At 61.9% G+C, this 16,795-nt stretch carries 14 protein-coding genes; 8 read left to right on the top strand and 6 right to left on the bottom strand.

Annotated features, from left to right (window positions below):
• Positions 1 to 171 precede the first annotated feature (171 nt).
• The 4 genes from C8K66_RS14675 (at position 172) to C8K66_RS14660 (ending at position 5,396) form a co-directional block, all read left to right on the top strand.
• Entirely contained in the window at positions 172 to 1,590 is a 1,419-nt protein-coding gene (locus C8K66_RS14675) for a short-chain fatty acid transporter (protein WP_017844502.1), read from the top strand.
• 141 nt (positions 1,591 to 1,731) lie between these two features.
• Positions 1,732 to 3,432: an acid phosphatase gene (acpA, locus tag C8K66_RS14670; RefSeq protein ID WP_108525186.1), complete on the top strand. Its 1,701-nt coding sequence runs from the start codon at positions 1,732 to 1,734 to the stop codon at positions 3,430 to 3,432.
• A gap of 122 nt (positions 3,433 to 3,554) precedes the next feature.
• A complete protein-coding gene (locus tag C8K66_RS14665) occupies positions 3,555 to 4,724 on the top strand; it encodes a hypothetical protein (RefSeq protein ID WP_057005635.1) in 1,170 nt (389 codons plus the stop codon).
• Between the two features lie 147 nt (positions 4,725 to 4,871).
• A complete protein-coding gene (locus tag C8K66_RS14660; RefSeq protein WP_108525184.1) occupies positions 4,872 to 5,396 on the top strand; it encodes an SET domain-containing protein-lysine N-methyltransferase in 525 nt (174 codons plus the stop codon).
• Here the strand turns inward: C8K66_RS14660 and can are convergent.
• Entirely contained in the window at positions 5,393 to 6,037 is a 645-nt protein-coding gene (gene can, locus C8K66_RS14655; RefSeq protein ID WP_017844507.1) for a carbonate dehydratase, read from the bottom strand. The two genes, C8K66_RS14660 and can, sit on opposite strands and share 4 nt — an antisense overlap.
• Before the next feature lie 151 nt (positions 6,038 to 6,188).
• Between can and C8K66_RS14650 the strand changes: the two genes are divergently transcribed.
• Positions 6,189 to 6,563 (top strand): hypothetical protein, encoded by a 375-nt coding sequence (locus C8K66_RS14650; RefSeq protein ID WP_046384824.1) that lies wholly within the window; start codon positions 6,189 to 6,191, stop codon positions 6,561 to 6,563.
• Positions 6,564 to 6,616: 53 nt separating this feature from the next.
• On the opposite strand, the gene rimI is transcribed toward C8K66_RS14650, so the two are convergent.
• Together rimI and C8K66_RS14640 are read right to left on the bottom strand one after the other, a co-directional pair.
• The gene (gene rimI / locus C8K66_RS14645) at positions 6,617 to 7,069 is read right to left on the bottom strand and encodes a ribosomal protein S18-alanine N-acetyltransferase (RefSeq protein WP_046384825.1); all 453 of its coding nucleotides are present in this window, start codon (positions 7,067 to 7,069) and stop codon (positions 6,617 to 6,619) included.
• Positions 7,062 to 7,805: a hypothetical protein gene (locus C8K66_RS14640; protein ID WP_017844510.1), complete on the bottom strand. Its 744-nt coding sequence runs from the start codon at positions 7,803 to 7,805 to the stop codon at positions 7,062 to 7,064. Before C8K66_RS14640 ends, rimI begins: the two co-directional genes overlap by 8 nt.
• Positions 7,806 to 7,992: 187 nt before the next feature.
• On the opposite strand from C8K66_RS14640, the gene mksB reads away from it, so the two are divergent.
• Genes mksB through mksF form a run of 3 tightly spaced genes read left to right on the top strand, consistent with a single transcriptional unit; the run spans position 7,993 to position 12,804 of the window.
• Complete coding sequence (gene mksB / locus C8K66_RS14635) at positions 7,993 to 9,270, top strand: Mks condensin complex protein MksB (RefSeq protein ID WP_017844511.1); 1,278 nt, start codon at positions 7,993 to 7,995, stop codon at positions 9,268 to 9,270.
• Positions 9,260 to 9,967 carry an Mks condensin complex protein MksE gene (mksE, locus tag C8K66_RS14630; protein ID WP_017844512.1) on the top strand — a complete coding sequence of 236 codons (708 nt, stop codon included), beginning with the start codon at positions 9,260 to 9,262 and terminating at the stop codon, positions 9,965 to 9,967. Before mksB ends, mksE begins: the two co-directional genes overlap by 11 nt.
• Positions 9,964 to 12,804, top strand: a complete 2,841-nt coding sequence (gene mksF / locus C8K66_RS14625; protein ID WP_079442760.1) for an Mks condensin complex protein MksF — start codon at positions 9,964 to 9,966, stop codon at positions 12,802 to 12,804. Before mksE ends, mksF begins: the two co-directional genes overlap by 4 nt.
• Before the next feature lie 186 nt (positions 12,805 to 12,990).
• On the opposite strand, the gene C8K66_RS14620 is transcribed toward mksF, so the two are convergent.
• Genes C8K66_RS14620 through C8K66_RS14610 form a run of 3 tightly spaced genes read right to left on the bottom strand, consistent with a single transcriptional unit; the run spans position 12,991 to position 16,556 of the window.
• Positions 12,991 to 15,294: a PqiB family protein gene (locus C8K66_RS14620; protein ID WP_057005632.1), complete on the bottom strand. Its 2,304-nt coding sequence runs from the start codon at positions 15,292 to 15,294 to the stop codon at positions 12,991 to 12,993.
• Positions 15,287 to 15,910: a paraquat-inducible protein A gene (locus C8K66_RS14615; protein ID WP_108525182.1), complete on the bottom strand. Its 624-nt coding sequence runs from the start codon at positions 15,908 to 15,910 to the stop codon at positions 15,287 to 15,289. Before C8K66_RS14615 ends, C8K66_RS14620 begins: the two co-directional genes overlap by 8 nt.
• Positions 15,897 to 16,556 (bottom strand): paraquat-inducible protein A, encoded by a 660-nt coding sequence (locus C8K66_RS14610; protein WP_046384830.1) that lies wholly within the window; start codon positions 16,554 to 16,556, stop codon positions 15,897 to 15,899. Before C8K66_RS14610 ends, C8K66_RS14615 begins: the two co-directional genes overlap by 14 nt.
• Positions 16,557 to 16,795 lie beyond the last annotated feature (239 nt).

The following is a 16,795-nucleotide window of genomic DNA, read 5'->3' as shown; positions in this document are numbered from 1 at the left end:
GACAAACAAAATGGCGTGCAGGTTATGAGCTGCGCCGGATGATGGCAATCGCGGCGGATATATTTGTTTTCCTCAATGATCGATGAAGATAACTGCATTCCCATATCAATGGCCGTAGCGGAACATGCCGTAAAACTGCCAAAACCATAACAATTACAAGAGGAATGACTCGTGGCCGATGCTATCGAAGAAAGCCGCTATGCCCGATTTGCCCTGCGCTGCTCCAATTTCGCCGAACGCTGGTTTCCCGACTCCTGGGTGTTTGCCGCCCTCGCCGTGATCATTGTCGCCGTGGCGACCCTGGGCATGGGCGCCGCGCCGACCGAAGCCGCCAAGGCGTTTGGCGATGGGTTCTGGAGCCTGATCCCGTTCACCATGCAGATGGCCTTCGTGGTGATCGGCGGTTACGTGGTCGCCAGTTCGCCACCGGCGGTGAAACTGATCGACCGCCTGGCGCGCATCCCGAAGAACGGCCGCTCGGCCGTGGCTTGGGTGGCGTTGATTTCCATGGTTGCCTCGTTGCTCAACTGGGGGCTGTCCCTGGTGTTCGGCGGTTTACTGGTGCGCGCATTGGCGCGGCGCACGGACTTGCGCATGGACTACCGCGCTGCCGGTGCCGCGGCCTACCTGGGGCTCGGCGCGGTATGGGCGCTGGGGCTGTCGTCGTCGGCCGCGCAGTTGCAGGCCAACCCGGCCAGTTTGCCGCCGTCGATCCTGTCGATCACCGGGGTGATCCCGTTCACCGACACCATCTTCCTGTGGCAATCCGGCGTACTGCTGCTGGCGCTGATCGTGGTCTCGCTGATCATCGCCTACGCCACCGCGCCCGGCCCGAACAGCGCCCGCGACGCCAAGGCCTGCGGGGTCGACCCGGCCTTCAACCTGCCCACGCCGCAGGCCCCGACACGCCCGGGCGAATGGCTGGAACACAGCCCGGTGCTGACGATCCTGCTGGCGGTGCTGGCGGCGGGTTGGTTGTTCCACGAGTTCTCGACCAAACCGGCGATCAGCGCGATTTCCGGGCTGAACACCTATAACTTCCTGTTCATCATGGTCGGCGCGTTGCTGCACTGGCGCCCGCGCAGTTTTCTGGACGCGGTCGCCCGCGCGGTGCCGACCACCACCGGCGTGCTGATCCAGTTCCCGCTGTACGGCTCGATTGCCGCGCTGATGACGGTGGTCAAGGGCGGCGACGGCCAGACCCTGGCTCACCATATCTCGACCTTCTTCACCTCCATCGCCTCCCACGACACCTATGCCCTGTTGATGGGCGTGTACTCGGCGGTGCTGGGTTTCTTCATCCCGTCGGGCGGCGGCAAGTGGATCATCGAAGCGCCCTACGTGATGCAAGTGGCCACTGACCTGCAATACCACCTGGGCTGGGCCGTGCAGATCTACAACGCGGCCGAGGCGCTGCCGAATTTGATCAACCCGTTTTATATGCTGCCGCTGCTGGGCGTGTTGGGGCTGAAGGCGCGGGATCTGATCGGGTTTTCGTTCGTGCAGTTGCTGGTACACGCGCCGTTGGTGTTGTTTCTGTTGTGGGCGTTGGGGACGACGTTGAAGTATTTGCCGCCGGTGATGCCTTAAACGCAGCGGCAAGCTTGAGGTTTGTAGCTCCAGGCTTTCCGCTTAAAGCGTGTAACTTCAAGCTGTCTTCCCTGCGTCACATTCCACTGCTACCGTCCTGGCGAAATATCTTGCAACAAACTGCCAGCAAGGACTCCCGCAATGAGTGACGAGCACGAAGACCGCCCGGCCCCCGATTCCATCGATCAACCGCCGGTAGACACCAGCCGGCGGCGCTTCCTCGGCGGCGCAGCGGTGCTGGGGGTGGGCGCGACCTTGAGTGCCTGCGGCAATCCCGGCGACGCGCCGGGCAAACCGCTGCCTCGGCCGCTCACGCCGCAAGAGTTGGATAAGGCATTACACGACCAAGTGAAAACCGTCGTGGTGATCTACGCCGAAAACCGCAGCTTCAACAACCTGTTTGCCGATTTCCCCGGTCTGGAGAAACCGCTGTCGGCGTTGTCTCCCGCCGACTATCAGCAGCGCGACCGCGACGCCAGCGTATTGACCACCCTGCCCCCGGTGTGGGGTGGTGTGTTGCAAGTCGGCTCGCAAAGCGTCGACGGGGTGACCTACCCCAGCGAAGTGCAATTCCAGGAAAACCTGCCCAACGCCCCGTTCGCCCTCAAGGGCCCGAACGCCGAAGACCTGCCCTTGAGCCTGGTCACCCGGGATTTGTGGCACGTGTTCTACCAGAACCAGATGCAGATCAACGGCGGCAAGAACGACAATTTCGTCGCCTGGGCCGATTCCGGCGGCCTGGTGATGGGGCATTACGCCCAGAGCCGTTATTCCCTGCGCCTGTGGGACGTGGCCAAGGAGTTTGTGCTCTGCGATAACTTCTTCCAGGGCGCATTTGGCGGCTCGTTCCTCAACCACCAATACCTGATCAGCGCGACCGCGCCGGTTTATCCGAACGCCGCGCAGTCGGTGGCCAAGGCGCAGATCGCCACGCTGCAAAGCGACGATCCCACCGACCCACGCCTCAAGCCCCTGGACAAATCCCCGGCCAGCGCCATGAGCGGCCCGCCGCAGTTCGGCCCGAGCGCGCTGACCCCGGACGGTTACGCCGTGAACACCCTGGCCCCGCCCTACTGGCCGACCTGGATTCGCGACCCGCAAAACCCGGACTACGCCAAGCCCGACCTGCCCAACGTGCTGGTGCCGCAGACCCACGAACACATCGGTGACAAGCTGTCGAAAAAGAACATCGACTGGGCCTGGTACGCCGGGGCCTGGCAAGCGACGCTGGAACAGTTCAAGGACTCGGGCGGCATTCCGAAGATCCCCAACTTCCAGTACCACCACCAGCCGTTCAACTACTTCAAGCAACAGGGCCCGGAAAACCGCGCGGAGCGTGACAAGCGCCTGCGCGACGCGGGCCTGGGCGATGAGTCGAGCACCAACAAGTTCTTTGCCGACGCGCAGGCGGGCAAGCTGCCCGCCGTGACCTTCTACAAACCCCAGGGCAACCTCAACATGCACGCCGGTTATGCCGACGTAGCCTCGGGCGACCGCCATATCACCCGCGCCCTGAAGGTGCTGCAGGAAAGCCCGCAGTGGAAAAACATGGTGGTGGTGGTGACCGTCGATGAAAACGGCGGCTGGTGGGACCACGTGGCACCGCCCAAAGGCGACCGCTGGGGCCCTGGCACACGGGTTCCGACCCTGGTGGTGTCGCCGTTCGCGCGCAAAGGCACGGTGGACCATACGGTGTACGACACCGCGTCGATCCTGCGCCTGATCACCCGCGTCTTCCAGTTGGAGACACTGGACGGGCTCAAGCGGCGCGACGACGCCATGATCGCCCGCGGCCAGAAACCGATGGGCGACTTGAGCAATGCGTTGCAGTTCGAGATGTAGGACGGCTTATCCAATAGCGACACGCCCGGCGATTTTGCACGCGGTTTTCCTGGTCAGCCGCTACTGTGTGGAGGTGGGCTTTCACCCCGCGCAGACGGGCTCTCGCTGACAAGGAATCATCTATGTTTAAACCGACCAGGTTGTCCTTCACCTTGGCCGCACTGATCGCGAGTGCGGTCGTACAGGCCGACATCGACGTACCGCTGGGCAGCACGCAACGGGTTACCCAGTTGTTCGCTTACCCCAATAACTGCAACGTGATCTGCTTCCGGCCGTGGACGCTGGAGCAGACCGTCGAGCACTACCTCAACCAGAGCCTGCAGCGCGACGGTTACAGCCGCGCCAAGGTCAGCGTCAGAAAGCATGACGGCCAGGTCGCGGCGACCTTCAGCGGCGTGCCCGACAACTATGGCCAGCCGCTGACGAGCTTGCTCGCTACCGCCGACCTGGCCTACCAGGGCGCGAGCCGGCTTAACAGCGATGGCAAGTGGGCTTACAACTGGTACTTGTTCCTGCCGCTGGGCATGGCCCTGGAAAACCGCAAAAGCATCGAACTGCTGCACTTTCCGCCAGATTACTCACTGACCCAGGCCCAAGATTACCTGGAATCGGCCACCACCGACCGCTGGGCCGCCCTGCTCGTCGACAATGGCATTCCGGCCACCGAAACCCCGGCCTACCAGACCATCATCGACATCGCCCCGATCGCCGCGCCGTCCAACGCCGGAAAAGACCTGGAAAACGTCTACAGCTACTTCACCGACTACCAGACACGCATGGTCAAGGAACTGAGCCTGCCGCCCAAAGGTGCGTTGCCGATGGTCGCGTTCGGCGCACCGGTGCGCAGTTGGATCAAGCAACAATACGGGCAAACCGTGGGTGTGCTGGGCCTGGCGCAGATCAGCCCGATCCCCGGCAAAACCGTCTCGGTCCTGGGCGCCAACCACCCCAGTTACATCTGGTATGCGGCAAGCCCCGACACGTATGACGGTAACGAGCAGAAGGCCGACGAGGCCGGTTTGAAAGTGATGGGCCAGGATTTGAGCGCCGCCTGCTGGCAAGCCGGAATGGGCCAGAAACCGGCGAGCGATGCGAATGTGCTGCTCAAGGCGTGCATGAACACCTGGCAGGTCACGCGTAAAGAACAGACCTGCGAATTGTTCTACACCTCGGTGCGCAACCTGACCCCGGAACAGGCCAACGCGAAATGCGCCACGTCCGCGATCAAAGCCCAGCTCAAACAACTGAAAGACGCCGCGCCCACCCCGACGATCAGCGCCCCGGCGCTGTAAAAGCGCAAAAAAAAAACCGATTTCTACTGTCAAAGTTGACAGTAGAAATCGGCGTTATGTTCAGCGAGTCTTGATCCGGGCCCATCCGCTGCAAGACTGGCAGTCAGACACCACCCGCAGGTCGATGCAGCCCACCCCAGGAGAGTTATGAAAACTCGCGCCATGGATAAGGCTGTAAACCCTGTGAATGACTGCCTTTACCCGTTCAAGACACTGTTCGTCGGGCAGGGCTACCCTTCGTCCAAACACTTCCAGGTCACCCACTCCAGGGACGGCGCCGGGGCCAGGGTCAAGGCACGCATCACCTTTGAGAGTCGCATACGCATTGCCAAGGTCTCCGGCTACGCGGTGAACGAGCGACGCCCGCACACCTTGCAACTGTCGCCGCGCATCCACTTGTACGACTGTTGGTTCTGCGGCCTGCTGCGCCACTCCTGCAACCCGAATGTATTTTTGGACACCACCTACCTGGAGCTCTGGACCGTGCAGCCCATCGCGGCCGGCGCCCTGTTGACCCTGGATTACGCCTGCACCGAGGACGCGCTGTTCCGGCAGTTCGCGTGCCAATGCGGCGAGCTGAACTGCCGGGGCTGGATCACCGGCAGCCAGGAGCCGCTGAACGCCGAAGGGCAGACGTTCATGACCCTGTGGCGCGAGCGCAAGCGCCCTTAGGCTTCACCCAGCGGGCGCAAGCGATACTGCGGCGGCAACTGCTCAAAACCAGTGATAGTGGTGTTCAAGCTCTTCCAGCGGCCATCCTTGATGCCGTAGATGCAACCGTGGATCGACAGGCTCTGCCCCCGGTGCCAGGCGTTTTGCACGATGCTGGTATGACCGACGTTGGCCACCTGCTGAACCACGTTCAATTCGCAGAGGCGGTCGACGCGCTCTTCCTCAGTCGGCAACTTGGCCAGCAGATCGCGGTTTTCGTAGTAAAGGTCGCGAATGGTGCGCAGCCAGCCGTCGATCAGGCCGAACTGACGGTCCTGCATCGACGCCCGCACACCGCCGCAGCCATAGTGGCCGGTGACCAGGATATGTTTGACCTTGAGCACATCGACGGCGTACTGAATCACCGACAGGCAGTTAAGGTCGGTGTGCAGCACCACGTTGGCCACATTACGGTGTACGAACAGATCACCCGGCAGCATGCCGACGATTTCGTTGGCCGGTACGCGGGCGTCGGAACAGCCGATCCACAGGTATTCCGGTGCTTGCTGGCGGGCCAGTTTGGCGAAGAATTCGGGATCTTCCTGTTTGATCGCATCCGCCCAGCGTTCGTTGTTATCAAGCAGCTCTTGTAGTTCGTTCATCAGGGAAAGCCTCAGGAATGATGCGCAGCTTTGACAGACGACCGCCCGTCCGGGTCACGCCCGGAATAAAGATAGACGGCAGGCGATGACTTGAATCTTGGTGCGCCAGGCCTGTCCACACACTATAAGCCCCACAGTATGAGGATTGGCCATGACTGAATCACGACGTCCATACGGCGCTACACAGCCGGAACCGATTGATGACAATGAGGATCGCATGGGCTCGGTGCGCGAGCTGGACTTTGACGATCAAGAGCCGACGGCGCAAATCGGCGATGAACTGCCGCTTGTCGAGCGCAAACACCGGATGCGCGATAAACGGGTGGGCGAGGCCGAGACGACCGATGACGAGATGAGCCCGGAGAACCTGATCCGCGAGGACGGCGCACGGGATGCACAGGAAGAAGGCGAAGGCGAACAGGCCGATTGGGACCTGAGCATCGTGAATGAAGATGACATCGGCGGCGGCAACGGGTTGGATGAGGCCGAATTGGCCGAGCGAGATCCTGTCGACGGCAACCGCTGACACCCTGTAGTTCCAAATGTGGGAGGGCGCTGGCTCCCACATGGGTTGCGTGTTCAGTCGACGAGGGTGCAGGCCATCACGACCGCATCTTCGCGACCGCCGACGGCTGGGTAGTAATCGCGCCGACGGCCGATTTCATTGAAGCCATAGCGTTCATACAGCCGGAACGCGCCGGCATTGCTGTCACGCACTTCGAGGAAACATTCCCGTGCGCTGGCGGCATAGGCGCGGGACATCAGGTGCTCGAGCAGCGCCAGGCCGAGACCGCGGCCCTGGTTTTCCGGTTTGACGGTGATGTTCAGCAAATGCGCTTCATCGAGGATGATCTGCACCACCCCGTGGCCCACTTGCTGCTCACCTTCGAACATCAGCCAGATCTGGTACTTGCCCAGCCCGTCGAGAAAGATCCCACGGGTCCAGGGGTGGCTGTATGCCGCGTATTCGATTTTCAGCACGGCGTCGAGGTCGGCCTCGGTCATCGGGCGGAAGGATAAAGCCTCACTCATCGATTGTTTTCCAGCGCGCCATCAGCCGGCGCATGGCTTGCCAGACATCAGCCTTACGCTGTGGCTCTTCCATTAATAATTCCAGGCCCGGCAGGGCCCATACCGAGCCCAGGCCTTCGACCTGCAGCTCGCGGTACCAGACTTCGGCATCGGCTTCGCCTGCAAACCGCACGGCGGGCAGGCCGATCAGCCACAGGCACACGCAGGGTTCGTCTTCCAGGCGTGCCGACACAAAACCTTGCACAAAATCCCGCGCGGCGTCCGGGCCCTGGTCCATGGTGCCGCGCACCAGCAACGGCCAGCGCACCGGGTCGCCGACGATTTGCGGGCTGTCGGGCAGGCCGGCGGCGCGCAGCATGTCCTTGAGCAACATGTAGGCCGGATCGCGGGTCTGGAAGCGCTCGCCGGTAGGCAGCTCGACCAGCAACAGGCAACGCCCGGCCCGCAGCAATTGCAGGGCAAACCGCGGCGGTGGGACGACAGGCGCCTTGACCACCGGGGCCGCCTCTTCAGCCACCGCCGGCTTGGCCATCGGCGACGGGCGTGGCACCTCGACCTTGGCGCGTTCGACCACCGGCCGCGTCGGCGGCTCAGGCTTGACCACCGCCACGGGCGCAGCCGCCTCCTCGCCCGACGTTTCCAATCCGTCATCGGGCTCGAGCGCCTGCAGCAGCTCGGGCCGCGACGGGGCGGCAAACGGCAGTTCGGTGCGGGGCAGCCAGTTGACCACCTGCATGGCGGTCAAGTAAGCGCGACGTCGGGACTCGATAAGCACAGCTCGGCCACTTGTGGATAAGTAAAGAGCGGGGATTCTACCGCTGTTCGGTAACAATCGCCCACTGCGCACTGACCGGCTGTGGATAAATCCCGCGCCTGATGCAGTACAATCGCGACTTTTAATCGCCAACCAGCCGGCCATTCCCATGATCGAACCCAAGCGCGTCCTGCGCGCCCTCGCCGAACACTGGGCCTTACTTGAGCCACTGTGCGAACACTTCGACCAAGGCACCCTGAGCCTCGGCGAGCTGCGCGCACAACTGGCCGCCCAACAACTGGACAGCACGCCCCAGGACATCACCAGCCTGCTGGACGTGTGGATTCGCCTGGATATCCTGGTGCCTGTCGCCAAGAGCCCGAACCGTTTCGAGCTCAATGCGCAGATCCACGACTTCCTCGCCTATCTTCGCAAGGAGCACCGGCTTGGCCTGTGCCTGGAAATCGAAGCCTACCTGCGCCACCTCGAGCGCCTGGCCGGTTATATCCAGGACGCCTTCGACATCCGTGACGGCCACGACCTGGCCCGGCAACTGCGCCTGCTCGACATGCGCGTGCGCGACGTGCTGAAAAAACTCGCCAACGACGAACAAGCCCTCGCCGCCGTGGCCGACCGCGCCAAGACCAGCGACCGGCAGATCCCGTTGCGTCAGCGCTACGCCGAAGTGCTGGCGACCTGGGACGAATACGTCGAACCGATGATCCAACTGGTGAACGCCGACGGCGCCTTCGAACAAGGCGTGCGCAAGGTCGAAAACGTGCTGCTGCGCCTGCTCACCGAGCAGCAGCGCCTCGGCCATCTGGTCGACGACGACATGCTGTTGCGCACCCACGCGCGCATCCTCGAAATGCAGACCAGCGCCCAGTTGACCCTGCGTCACGCCCGCGAGCTGCTGCTGCCGCTGCGTGAAGAAGCGCGTCGGCACAACGCCGTGACCCGTGGCGCCGCGCTGGCGCTGTCGGCCATTCGCCGTAAAGGCCTGGACGCGGTGCCGCAGGCCGCGATGCCGATGTTCACCCGGCCGCAAAGCACCTTCCTCGGCAGTGCGAGTCAGGTCGAGGCCTACGTGTACGCCCTGGCGAACTTCGAGCCGAAACCGGCGCGCTTCCCCAAGGCGCACAAGTCCCATAAAGGCGAAGCCCAGCGCGCACCGCGCACGGTCAAGGAAATGCTCGAACGCTGCGAAGACGCGCTGCCGATGCCGGACCTGATGACCTGGCTGCTGGAACAGGAACCGGACGGCGCCACCGACGAATTGCTCTACTGGTTCTCGCGCCTGTCCCGCGAAAAACGCTTCAAGCGCGAGCGCCTGGAACGCCGCGATTACCACACACACGAGCATCAGGTCAGCCTGCGCTCATTCGCCCTGCTCCCGGCCACGCCCGACGCCGCCGAGAATTCTGCGAGCACCCCTTATGCATCTTGATCTATCCGAACTGTCCCAGCTGGCGCCGATCTTTCGCGAGCTGTTCAAGGGTTACCACGTCAGCCGCCGCGACCCGGAGCTGTACGCGCAACTGTCGAATTTCCAGGACCAGTACCGCACGCTGTTCAAGGCCCTGGGCTTTGAACTGGTGTGCGATACCCGTGGTTTCTATTACTTCGTGCCGGATTCGGCCATCGCCAGCGCGCAGGTGAACAAGACCGCGCAGCGCCTGGCGCTGTTCACCTTCATCATCGTCGAGCACCTGGCCGACCAAGGCCGCGACCCGATTGCCGTGCTCGACGGCGGCAGCCTCGGCCGCGATGAACTGCCGTCGCTGCTGGAAAAATACCGCGACCTGTTTATCCAGGCCGAAGTGCAAACCCAGGAAGAGCTCGAAGAGAAAATCATGCGCCGCATGACCCAACTGGGTTTTGCCAGCGAAGAAAACGGCATCTATCGCTTTCTGCCGCCGATGCATCGCTTCCTCGATGTGTGCCTGTCGGTGCAACAGGACCGCGACCTCGCGGCCAGCATCCACAGCGTGCTGCCATTGCCGACACCGGTGATCATCGACGAAGACAGCGATGAAAAACTGCTGAAGACCGATGACCCGCTGGACTTGAGCGACTTTGCCGACGAAAGCGAAGAAGACGCCCTGGCCCGCGCCATTGCCGAAGAACAGGAGACCGACGCATGAGCAAGGAACGCTACGGCATCCGCCGCTTCGCCCTATTGAATACCGCCGGCTACAGCCTCGGTTTGTTCCCGCTCGAAGAGCCGCTGTCGGTGTACGGCGCGAACAACCTGGGTAAATCCGCATCGATCAACGCCTTGCAGTTCCCGATCCTGGCGCGCATGTCGGACATGAGTTTCGGCAAGTACACCCTGGAACAATCGCGGCGCTTCTACTTCGCCACCGACACCAGCTACATCCTCGTGGAAGTCTCCCTGCCCCACGGCCCGCATGTGATCGGCGTGGTCGGGCGCGGCCCGGGCGGTGGTTTCGGTCACCAGTTCTTTGCCTACGCCGGCAAGCTCGACCTGGCCCACTACCAGAAAAACGATACCTGCCTGCGCCAGAAAGAGCTGTTCACCAACCTGGAGCGCGAGGGCCTGAAAGCCTACGAACTCAAGCCCGATGAACTACGTCGTTTGCTGGTCGGCGGCCACACGTCGATCCCGCTGGACCTGACGCTGATCCCGCTGCGTTCCACCAGCGAACAGAGCCTGAAGACCTTCCGCGCGCTGTTTATCAACCTGCTGCACATGCGCGAAATCACCGCAGCCAAGCTCAAGCAATTGTTCCTCGATGCGTTTGAGCACAGCCTGCGCTCCGGCAGTGTCGATTACATCGCCGCGTGTGAAGAAGCCTTCCGCGACGTGCGACGCATGGAGCAGGACTACAACTCCCTGGTCGCCGCCGGCCCGCTGGTCGAGGCCCTGGCCAATGGCGTGAAACAACGCGACATCCTGCGCGGTAAATTGCATCGCCTGTCGCCGCTGTTGGACTCGCTGCTGGGCACCTGGTCGGACTACGCCAGTGCGCGCAAGGAAGAGCTGACCATCCAGGCCGAGCACTACCGCAACGAGCAGGACGCGCTGCAGCACGACCAACGTGGCGGCACCCAGGAGCTGATGCGCCTGGAGCGCGAAATCAGCGGTATCCAGCGTTGGCTGGGCGAGCTGTCGGTGCTCAAGCATCGCTTTGCGCTGGTCGATGATGTCAGGGTGCTGGAACAGCAACTGCTGGCGGCCAAGGATGCCCACGATGAACTCGCCGGCGCCCTGGCGCAGTCACGTCAGTTCAGCGCCGAAGACTTGGACGAGCGCCTGCGCGAGCTGGAAAAACGCCTGAAGTCGGTCAAGCAACAGCTCGATCACGCAGACAACAACAGCTACGCCAAGCTGCGCGAAGAATTCTCACAGCAAGATGTCGAACGCCTGATGCGTCTGTTCAACAGTTCGCTGTTCAGCCTGCCGCTGGGTGAACATGGCATCACGCTGGATGAGGACGGCCAGTGGGTCAAATCCCTGGAACTGATCCTCGATGGTTTCAAGGGTGAGCGCTTTGAAGTGCCGGGGCTGTCGATCGACATCTCCCACATCGAGCCGCCCGCCTTGCAGGCCCTGGCGGATCGTGCGGCGTTGCGCGACCAGAAAGAGCGCCTGGAAAAAGAACTCAAGCAGCTCAAGACGCAGCAGGCGGTGGCCTCTGACCGCGCCGCGAGTAAAACCCAGACCGAAGCGCTGTACCAGCAAGTGCTGGACGCGCAAAAGGCCCTGGAAGATTTCCGCCGTGCGCAAACCCTGAGCGCCGAAGAAGGCGAGAAGCTGGAACAGCTGGCGCAGATGGAAGCCGCCCAGGATGAATTGAAGCGCTCCAGCGACGCGTTCACCGAACGTGTCCAGCAACTGTCGGCCAAGCTGCAACTGGTCGGTCGCCAGATCGGCGATATGGAAGCCAAGCAACGCACCCTGGATGACGCTTTGCGCCGTCGCCAGTTGCTGCCGGCGGACTTACCGTTCGGCACGTCGTTCATGGACCCGGTCGACGATTCCATGGACAACCTGCTGCCGCTGCTCAATGACTATCAGGACAGTTGGCAAGGCTTGCTGCGCGCTGATGGCCAGATCGAAGCGCTGTACGCCCAGGTTCGCCTCAAGGGCGTGGCCAAATTCGACAGCGAGGATGACGTGGAGCGGCGTCTGCAACTGCTGATCAACGCCTATGCTCACCGTACCGACGAAGCCCTGACCCTGGGCAAGGCACGGCGCGCGGCGGTCACCGATATCGCACGGACCTTGCGCAATATCCGCAGCGACTACGACAGCCTGGAACACCAACTGGCCTTGTTCAACCGTGAGATCAACAAGCGCCAGGTGTCGAACCTGCAGAGTTTCCGCATCGTGCTGGCACCGAACAAGGAAGCGCTCAAGCATATCGACCAGATCATCCACAGCGCCGGTCAGTACGAAGAAGGCGAAACCCTGTCGGTGTTCGACTTGAGCCAGAGCGCCGAGCAGGACAACAAGAACGAAGAGGCCAAGGAATACCTGGCGCGCCTGGTGGCGGCCAACCACAACCAGTTGGGCCTCAAGGACTTGTTCGAACTGGCGTTCGAGATCACCAAGGTGCATGGCCAGCCGGTGATTCACACCGACATCGATGGCGCGGCGTCCAACGGCACCACCATGACCATCAAGGCGCTGACCAACATGTATTTGTTGCTGCACTTGATGGACCGCGACCAGGCCGGGCGCGTGCGCTTGCCGTACTACCTCGACGAAGCGGCCGACATCGATGAGAAGAACCAGGCGGCGCTGCTGGAGACCAGCCTGCAATTGGGCTTCGTGCCGATCCTGGCGAGCGTGAAGCCGCAGGTGTCGGCCCAGGTGGCGATCGACCTGGAAGGCGGCAGCGGGCCGAACGGGATCTACATCGATGAGGCGGACTGGAAGTACATCCGGCGCCATGATGCGGTGAAGGCAACGGTGACGGTGCAGGCGGATGAGCCGGAGTTGGATGAGGTCTGACGTTCGGCGGTGAAATGCCAAAAGGCCGCGATCTTATGGATCGCGGCCTTTTTTGTGGGCTGGGGTTTGGTGGTGTTTTTGAGGGCCTCATCGCGGGCAAGCCCCCTCCCACAAGTGACCGCGTTTATCCTGTAGGAATGCGCTCATCTGTGGGAGGGGGCTTGCCCGCGATAGCCGCGCCTCGGCCTACTTGCCCAGCGGAATCTTAGGCGCCCAGGTCAGCCACTCATCCTCAAACTTATCGAACAGCGGGAAGGTTTGCTGCGGCCGCGCGGCGCTGCCCATGCGTTCGCCATCGGGCGTGGCGAAGGCGATGCCGCCGGCAACCAGGGTTTCCAGGGACTCGGTGCGTACCGTCGCGCCTTTGAACAGGCCGAAGTCGAGACCAAAACCGCTGCTGTTCCAGAAGCGGCTGCCGCTGCGCACCAACGCCGCGTACTTGGGCTCGATCAGGATGTGGATCAGCACGCGGTCGGCGGTCTGGCCCAATTCGTAGCCGGTGACTTTGCCCACAGTGACTTCGCGGTAAGTGACGGGCACGCCTTCTTTGAGCGAACCACGGCGTGCGGCACTCAGTACCAGGCTCAGGCCTGCCTCCTGGTGGACGGCTTCGGGCGGCTGGTCCAACGCGACGAAGCTCTTCTGCGGCCCGGCGTTTTTCAGCGCGGGCAGTACTTCGATGTATTGGCCGGTGACCAGGGTTTCCAGGTTCGAGGTTTTCATCAGGCCCAGTTCCGGCTTGACCACCCAGAACTGGCTGCCGACGCGTGCGATGCGATCCGTCACCTGGGTGATGCGCGCACCGAGCAGCACCGATTGCAGATCGGCGCTGAGGTCGACGCTCTCGATCTTACCGACGTCCAGGCCTTTGAAACGCACCGGGGTGCCGGGGCGCAGGCCGTCGGCGCGGTCGACTTTGATGGTCACCAGGGTGCCACTCTGATTGGCCGCTTCACGATCGGCGAACAGGCGGAAACGTGGGATACGTTTTTTCAGCGGCACGTTCGGTTCCGGCGTTTCAAAGGCGATACCGCCGGACATCAGGCTGGCCAGGGATTCGCTTTTCACCTGGATACCGCCGGTGAGGCCGCCGGTCAGGGTCACGCCGCTGGCGTTCCAGAAACGCGTCGAACCATTGACCAGGTTGGCGTACTCCTTCTCGATATGGACGCCGATCACCAGTTGCTTGTTTTTGCGCGAGAACTGGTAGCTCTGCACCGAGCCGACCTTGACCTGCTTGTAGAGGATCGGGCTGCCGACATCCAGGGAGCCGAGGCTATCGGTGAACAGCACCATGTGCAGGCCAGGGGAACGCAGGTCCAAGGGCGGCGCCTTGGCTCGAGCCACGTATTCCCGTTGGGGCGGAGAACCTTTGTCACCGGGACGAACCGCGATGTAGTTACCTTTGACCAACGCCTCGAGCCCAGTGATACCAGCCAGGGAAATCGACGGCTTGACCACCCAGAACTGGGTGTCCTGTACCAGGTAGTCTTCGGCCAATGGGTCGAGGGTCAGCTCGGCGTTGGCGCTGGACAGGTCCGGGTCGATCTTCAGGGTTTTCAGGCTGCCGACCTGGATGCCTTTGTACATCACCGGGGTGCGCCCGGCCTGCAGGCCTTCGAAGTCGGTGAGTTTGACCTTGACCTTGATACCGGCGGCGGCGGCGTCGAAGTCTTCATACAGGCGGAAGGGCAGGCTCGAGTCGGTCGGTGGGCTGTCCTTGCGATTCTCCGGGGTGGCGAAGGCGATACCGCCGGCGACGATGCTGGAGAGCGATTCGCTGCGCACCTTCACGCCGGAGAGGTTGGCGTCGATGCTGATGCCGCTGGCGTTCCAGAAACGCGTGTGTTTGCGCACCAGGCTGGCGTAGGTCGGTTCGATGTAGACCTTGATCTCGACGGTGCTCTGGTCCTCGGACAACAGGTAGCTTTTGACCTGGCCGACCTGGATCTGCTTGTAGAACACCGGGCTGCCGCGGTTGAGCGAGCCAAGGCGGTCGGCCTTGATGGTCAGGTGCAGGCCTGGCTTGGCGTCGGACAAGGGCGGTTCTTCGGACAGCGCCTTGAATTTGCGTGTGGGCTCACCGTCGCCGGGGCTGGCGGCAATGTAGTTCCCTGACACAAGGGTCTCCAGGCCGGTGATGCCGGCGAGGCTGACGCTGGGTTTGACCAGCCAGAAGCGCGTGTTGGTCTTGAGGTATTGCTCGACGTCCTTGTTCATCTCGATGGTGGCAATCACCCCGCGATTGTTGCCTTCGTCGTCCAGGGCCAGGGTCTTGACCTTGCCCACGGGCATGCCTTTGTAGACTACTTCGGTCTTGTTGACCTGGATGCCTTCGCCGCTTTCGAAGCGTACCTGGATCTCGATGCCTTGCTGAGAATAGGCACGCCAGCCCAACCAACCGCCGATGATCAGGGCGATCAGGGGCAGTACCCAAATAGCCGACCAGTTGGAAGCCGGGCGGGTTTTAGCTTTAGGCAAATCACTCATGGTCGTCGTCCGACTCCGTGTTATCCCAAATCAGTCGGGGATCAAAAGTTACTGCGGCAAGCATCGTCAAGATCACCACACTGGCGAACGCCGCCGCGCCGAGGTTGGCCTCGACACTGGCAAGCCGTCCAAAGTTTACAACCGCCACCAGGATGGCGATCACGAAGATATCCAGCATGGACCAGCGGCCGATGAATTCGATAAAGCGGTACATGATAATCCGTTGTTGCGCGGACAGCGGTTGGTGACGCTGCACCGAGAACAGTAGCAGACCAATACCTACGAGCTTGAACGTCGGCACCAGGATGCTGGCGATGAACACCACGGCGGCGATGGGGAACATGCCGTGCTGCACCAGTTGGATCACGCCGGACATGATGGTACTGGGATCGCCCTGGCCGAGGGAATTGACGGTCATAATCGGTAACAGGTTGGCCGGGATATAGAGAATCGCAGCGGCGATCAGCAAGGCCCAGGTGCGCGTCAGGCTGTTGGGACGACGGGCATGGACCAGCGCACCGCAACGGGTGCAGGTTTGCTCATCGGTGTCCGGTTCTTGCTTGTTCAATTCGTGGCATTCGGTACAAATCAGAATGCCTGCATCAATCGCCCGCATGATCATCCTCTCCTGACAGTGCTTGCCAGATCTGGTGGGGCGACATCACCACCTCAAGCAGAACCTGAACCATTAATAGGCTGACGAAGCAGACCAGACCCAGGCCAATCGTGATGGAGGCCATGTCGGCGAGCTTTACGATCGCCACCAGGACGCCCATCAGGTACACCTCCAACATCCCCCAATCTCTCAGGTGATGGTAAATGCGGTAGAGCAACAGCCCGTAACTGCGACCGATGTTCCAGCGGATGCTGAGCAACACCGCCAATTGGCAGAGCAACTTGAGCAGGGGAATACCCATGCTGCACAGGAACACGACGGCAGCGACGCCGTGCATGCCGGTGTCGAACAGGCCGACGACGCCGGTCCACACGGTGTCCTCCGAGGACTGCCCGAGTAGATTGAGCTGCATGATGGGCAAAAAGTTCGCGGGGATGTACAACAATAGCGCTGCCAAGACTAAGGCCAGGCTTCGTTCGACGACGTTGTGGCGATGTGCGTACAGCTCGTAACCGCAGCGCGGGCACTGGGCTTTTTCGCCGAGGGCGAGCACAGGTTTGCGCATCAATAAATCGCACTCATGGCATGCCACCAGGTCGTCCAGGGGTAAATCCGACACCTTGGGGGCATCAACCGGATCGGGCATAGATAGGGCTCGGACGCTAAAAAAGGTTAGGTACCTATTCTAGTGGTCTGGTTCAGAAATAACTGCGCAATTTTGTCGAGTACCGAGGGGGTGCGAGCCCCTTGACCCTTTCCGACCGCCCAGAACAAAACCCCTGTCTGCGTGAGCAAACAGGGGTTCTGGAATTTAATCTTGACGATGACCTACTCTCACATGGGGAAACCCCACACTACCATCGGCGATGCATCGTTTCACTGCTG

The sequence above is a fragment of the Pseudomonas sp. GV105 genome, from assembly GCF_003058185.1.
GTDB lineage: Bacteria > Pseudomonadota > Gammaproteobacteria > Pseudomonadales > Pseudomonadaceae > Aquipseudomonas > Aquipseudomonas veronii.
Note: the sequence above shows the minus strand (reverse complement) of the source record. Positions and strands in the feature narration are given on the sequence as shown.

Coding starts and splice junctions, on each gene's coding strand:
- mksB (WP_017844511.1), top strand. CDS start 7,993: ATGATCGAACCCAAGCGCGTCCTGCGCGCCCTCGCCGAACACTGGGCC.
- rimI (WP_046384825.1), bottom strand. CDS start 7,069: ATGAGTGAGGCTTTATCCTTCCGCCCGATGACCGAGGCCGACCTCGAC.
- C8K66_RS14640 (WP_017844510.1), bottom strand. CDS start 7,805: ATGCAGGTGGTCAACTGGCTGCCCCGCACCGAACTGCCGTTTGCCGCC.
- mksE (WP_017844512.1), top strand. CDS start 9,260: ATGCATCTTGATCTATCCGAACTGTCCCAGCTGGCGCCGATCTTTCGC.
- C8K66_RS14610 (WP_046384830.1), bottom strand. CDS start 16,556: ATGCCCGATCCGGTTGATGCCCCCAAGGTGTCGGATTTACCCCTGGAC.
- acpA (WP_108525186.1), top strand. CDS start 1,732: ATGAGTGACGAGCACGAAGACCGCCCGGCCCCCGATTCCATCGATCAA.
- C8K66_RS14660 (WP_108525184.1), top strand. CDS start 4,872: ATGAAAACTCGCGCCATGGATAAGGCTGTAAACCCTGTGAATGACTGC.
- can (WP_017844507.1), bottom strand. CDS start 6,037: ATGAACGAACTACAAGAGCTGCTTGATAACAACGAACGCTGGGCGGAT.
- C8K66_RS14620 (WP_057005632.1), bottom strand. CDS start 15,294: ATGAGTGATTTGCCTAAAGCTAAAACCCGCCCGGCTTCCAACTGGTCG.
- C8K66_RS14650 (WP_046384824.1), top strand. CDS start 6,189: ATGACTGAATCACGACGTCCATACGGCGCTACACAGCCGGAACCGATT.
- C8K66_RS14615 (WP_108525182.1), bottom strand. CDS start 15,910: ATGCGGGCGATTGATGCAGGCATTCTGATTTGTACCGAATGCCACGAA.
- mksF (WP_079442760.1), top strand. CDS start 9,964: ATGAGCAAGGAACGCTACGGCATCCGCCGCTTCGCCCTATTGAATACC.
- C8K66_RS14665 (WP_057005635.1), top strand. CDS start 3,555: ATGTTTAAACCGACCAGGTTGTCCTTCACCTTGGCCGCACTGATCGCG.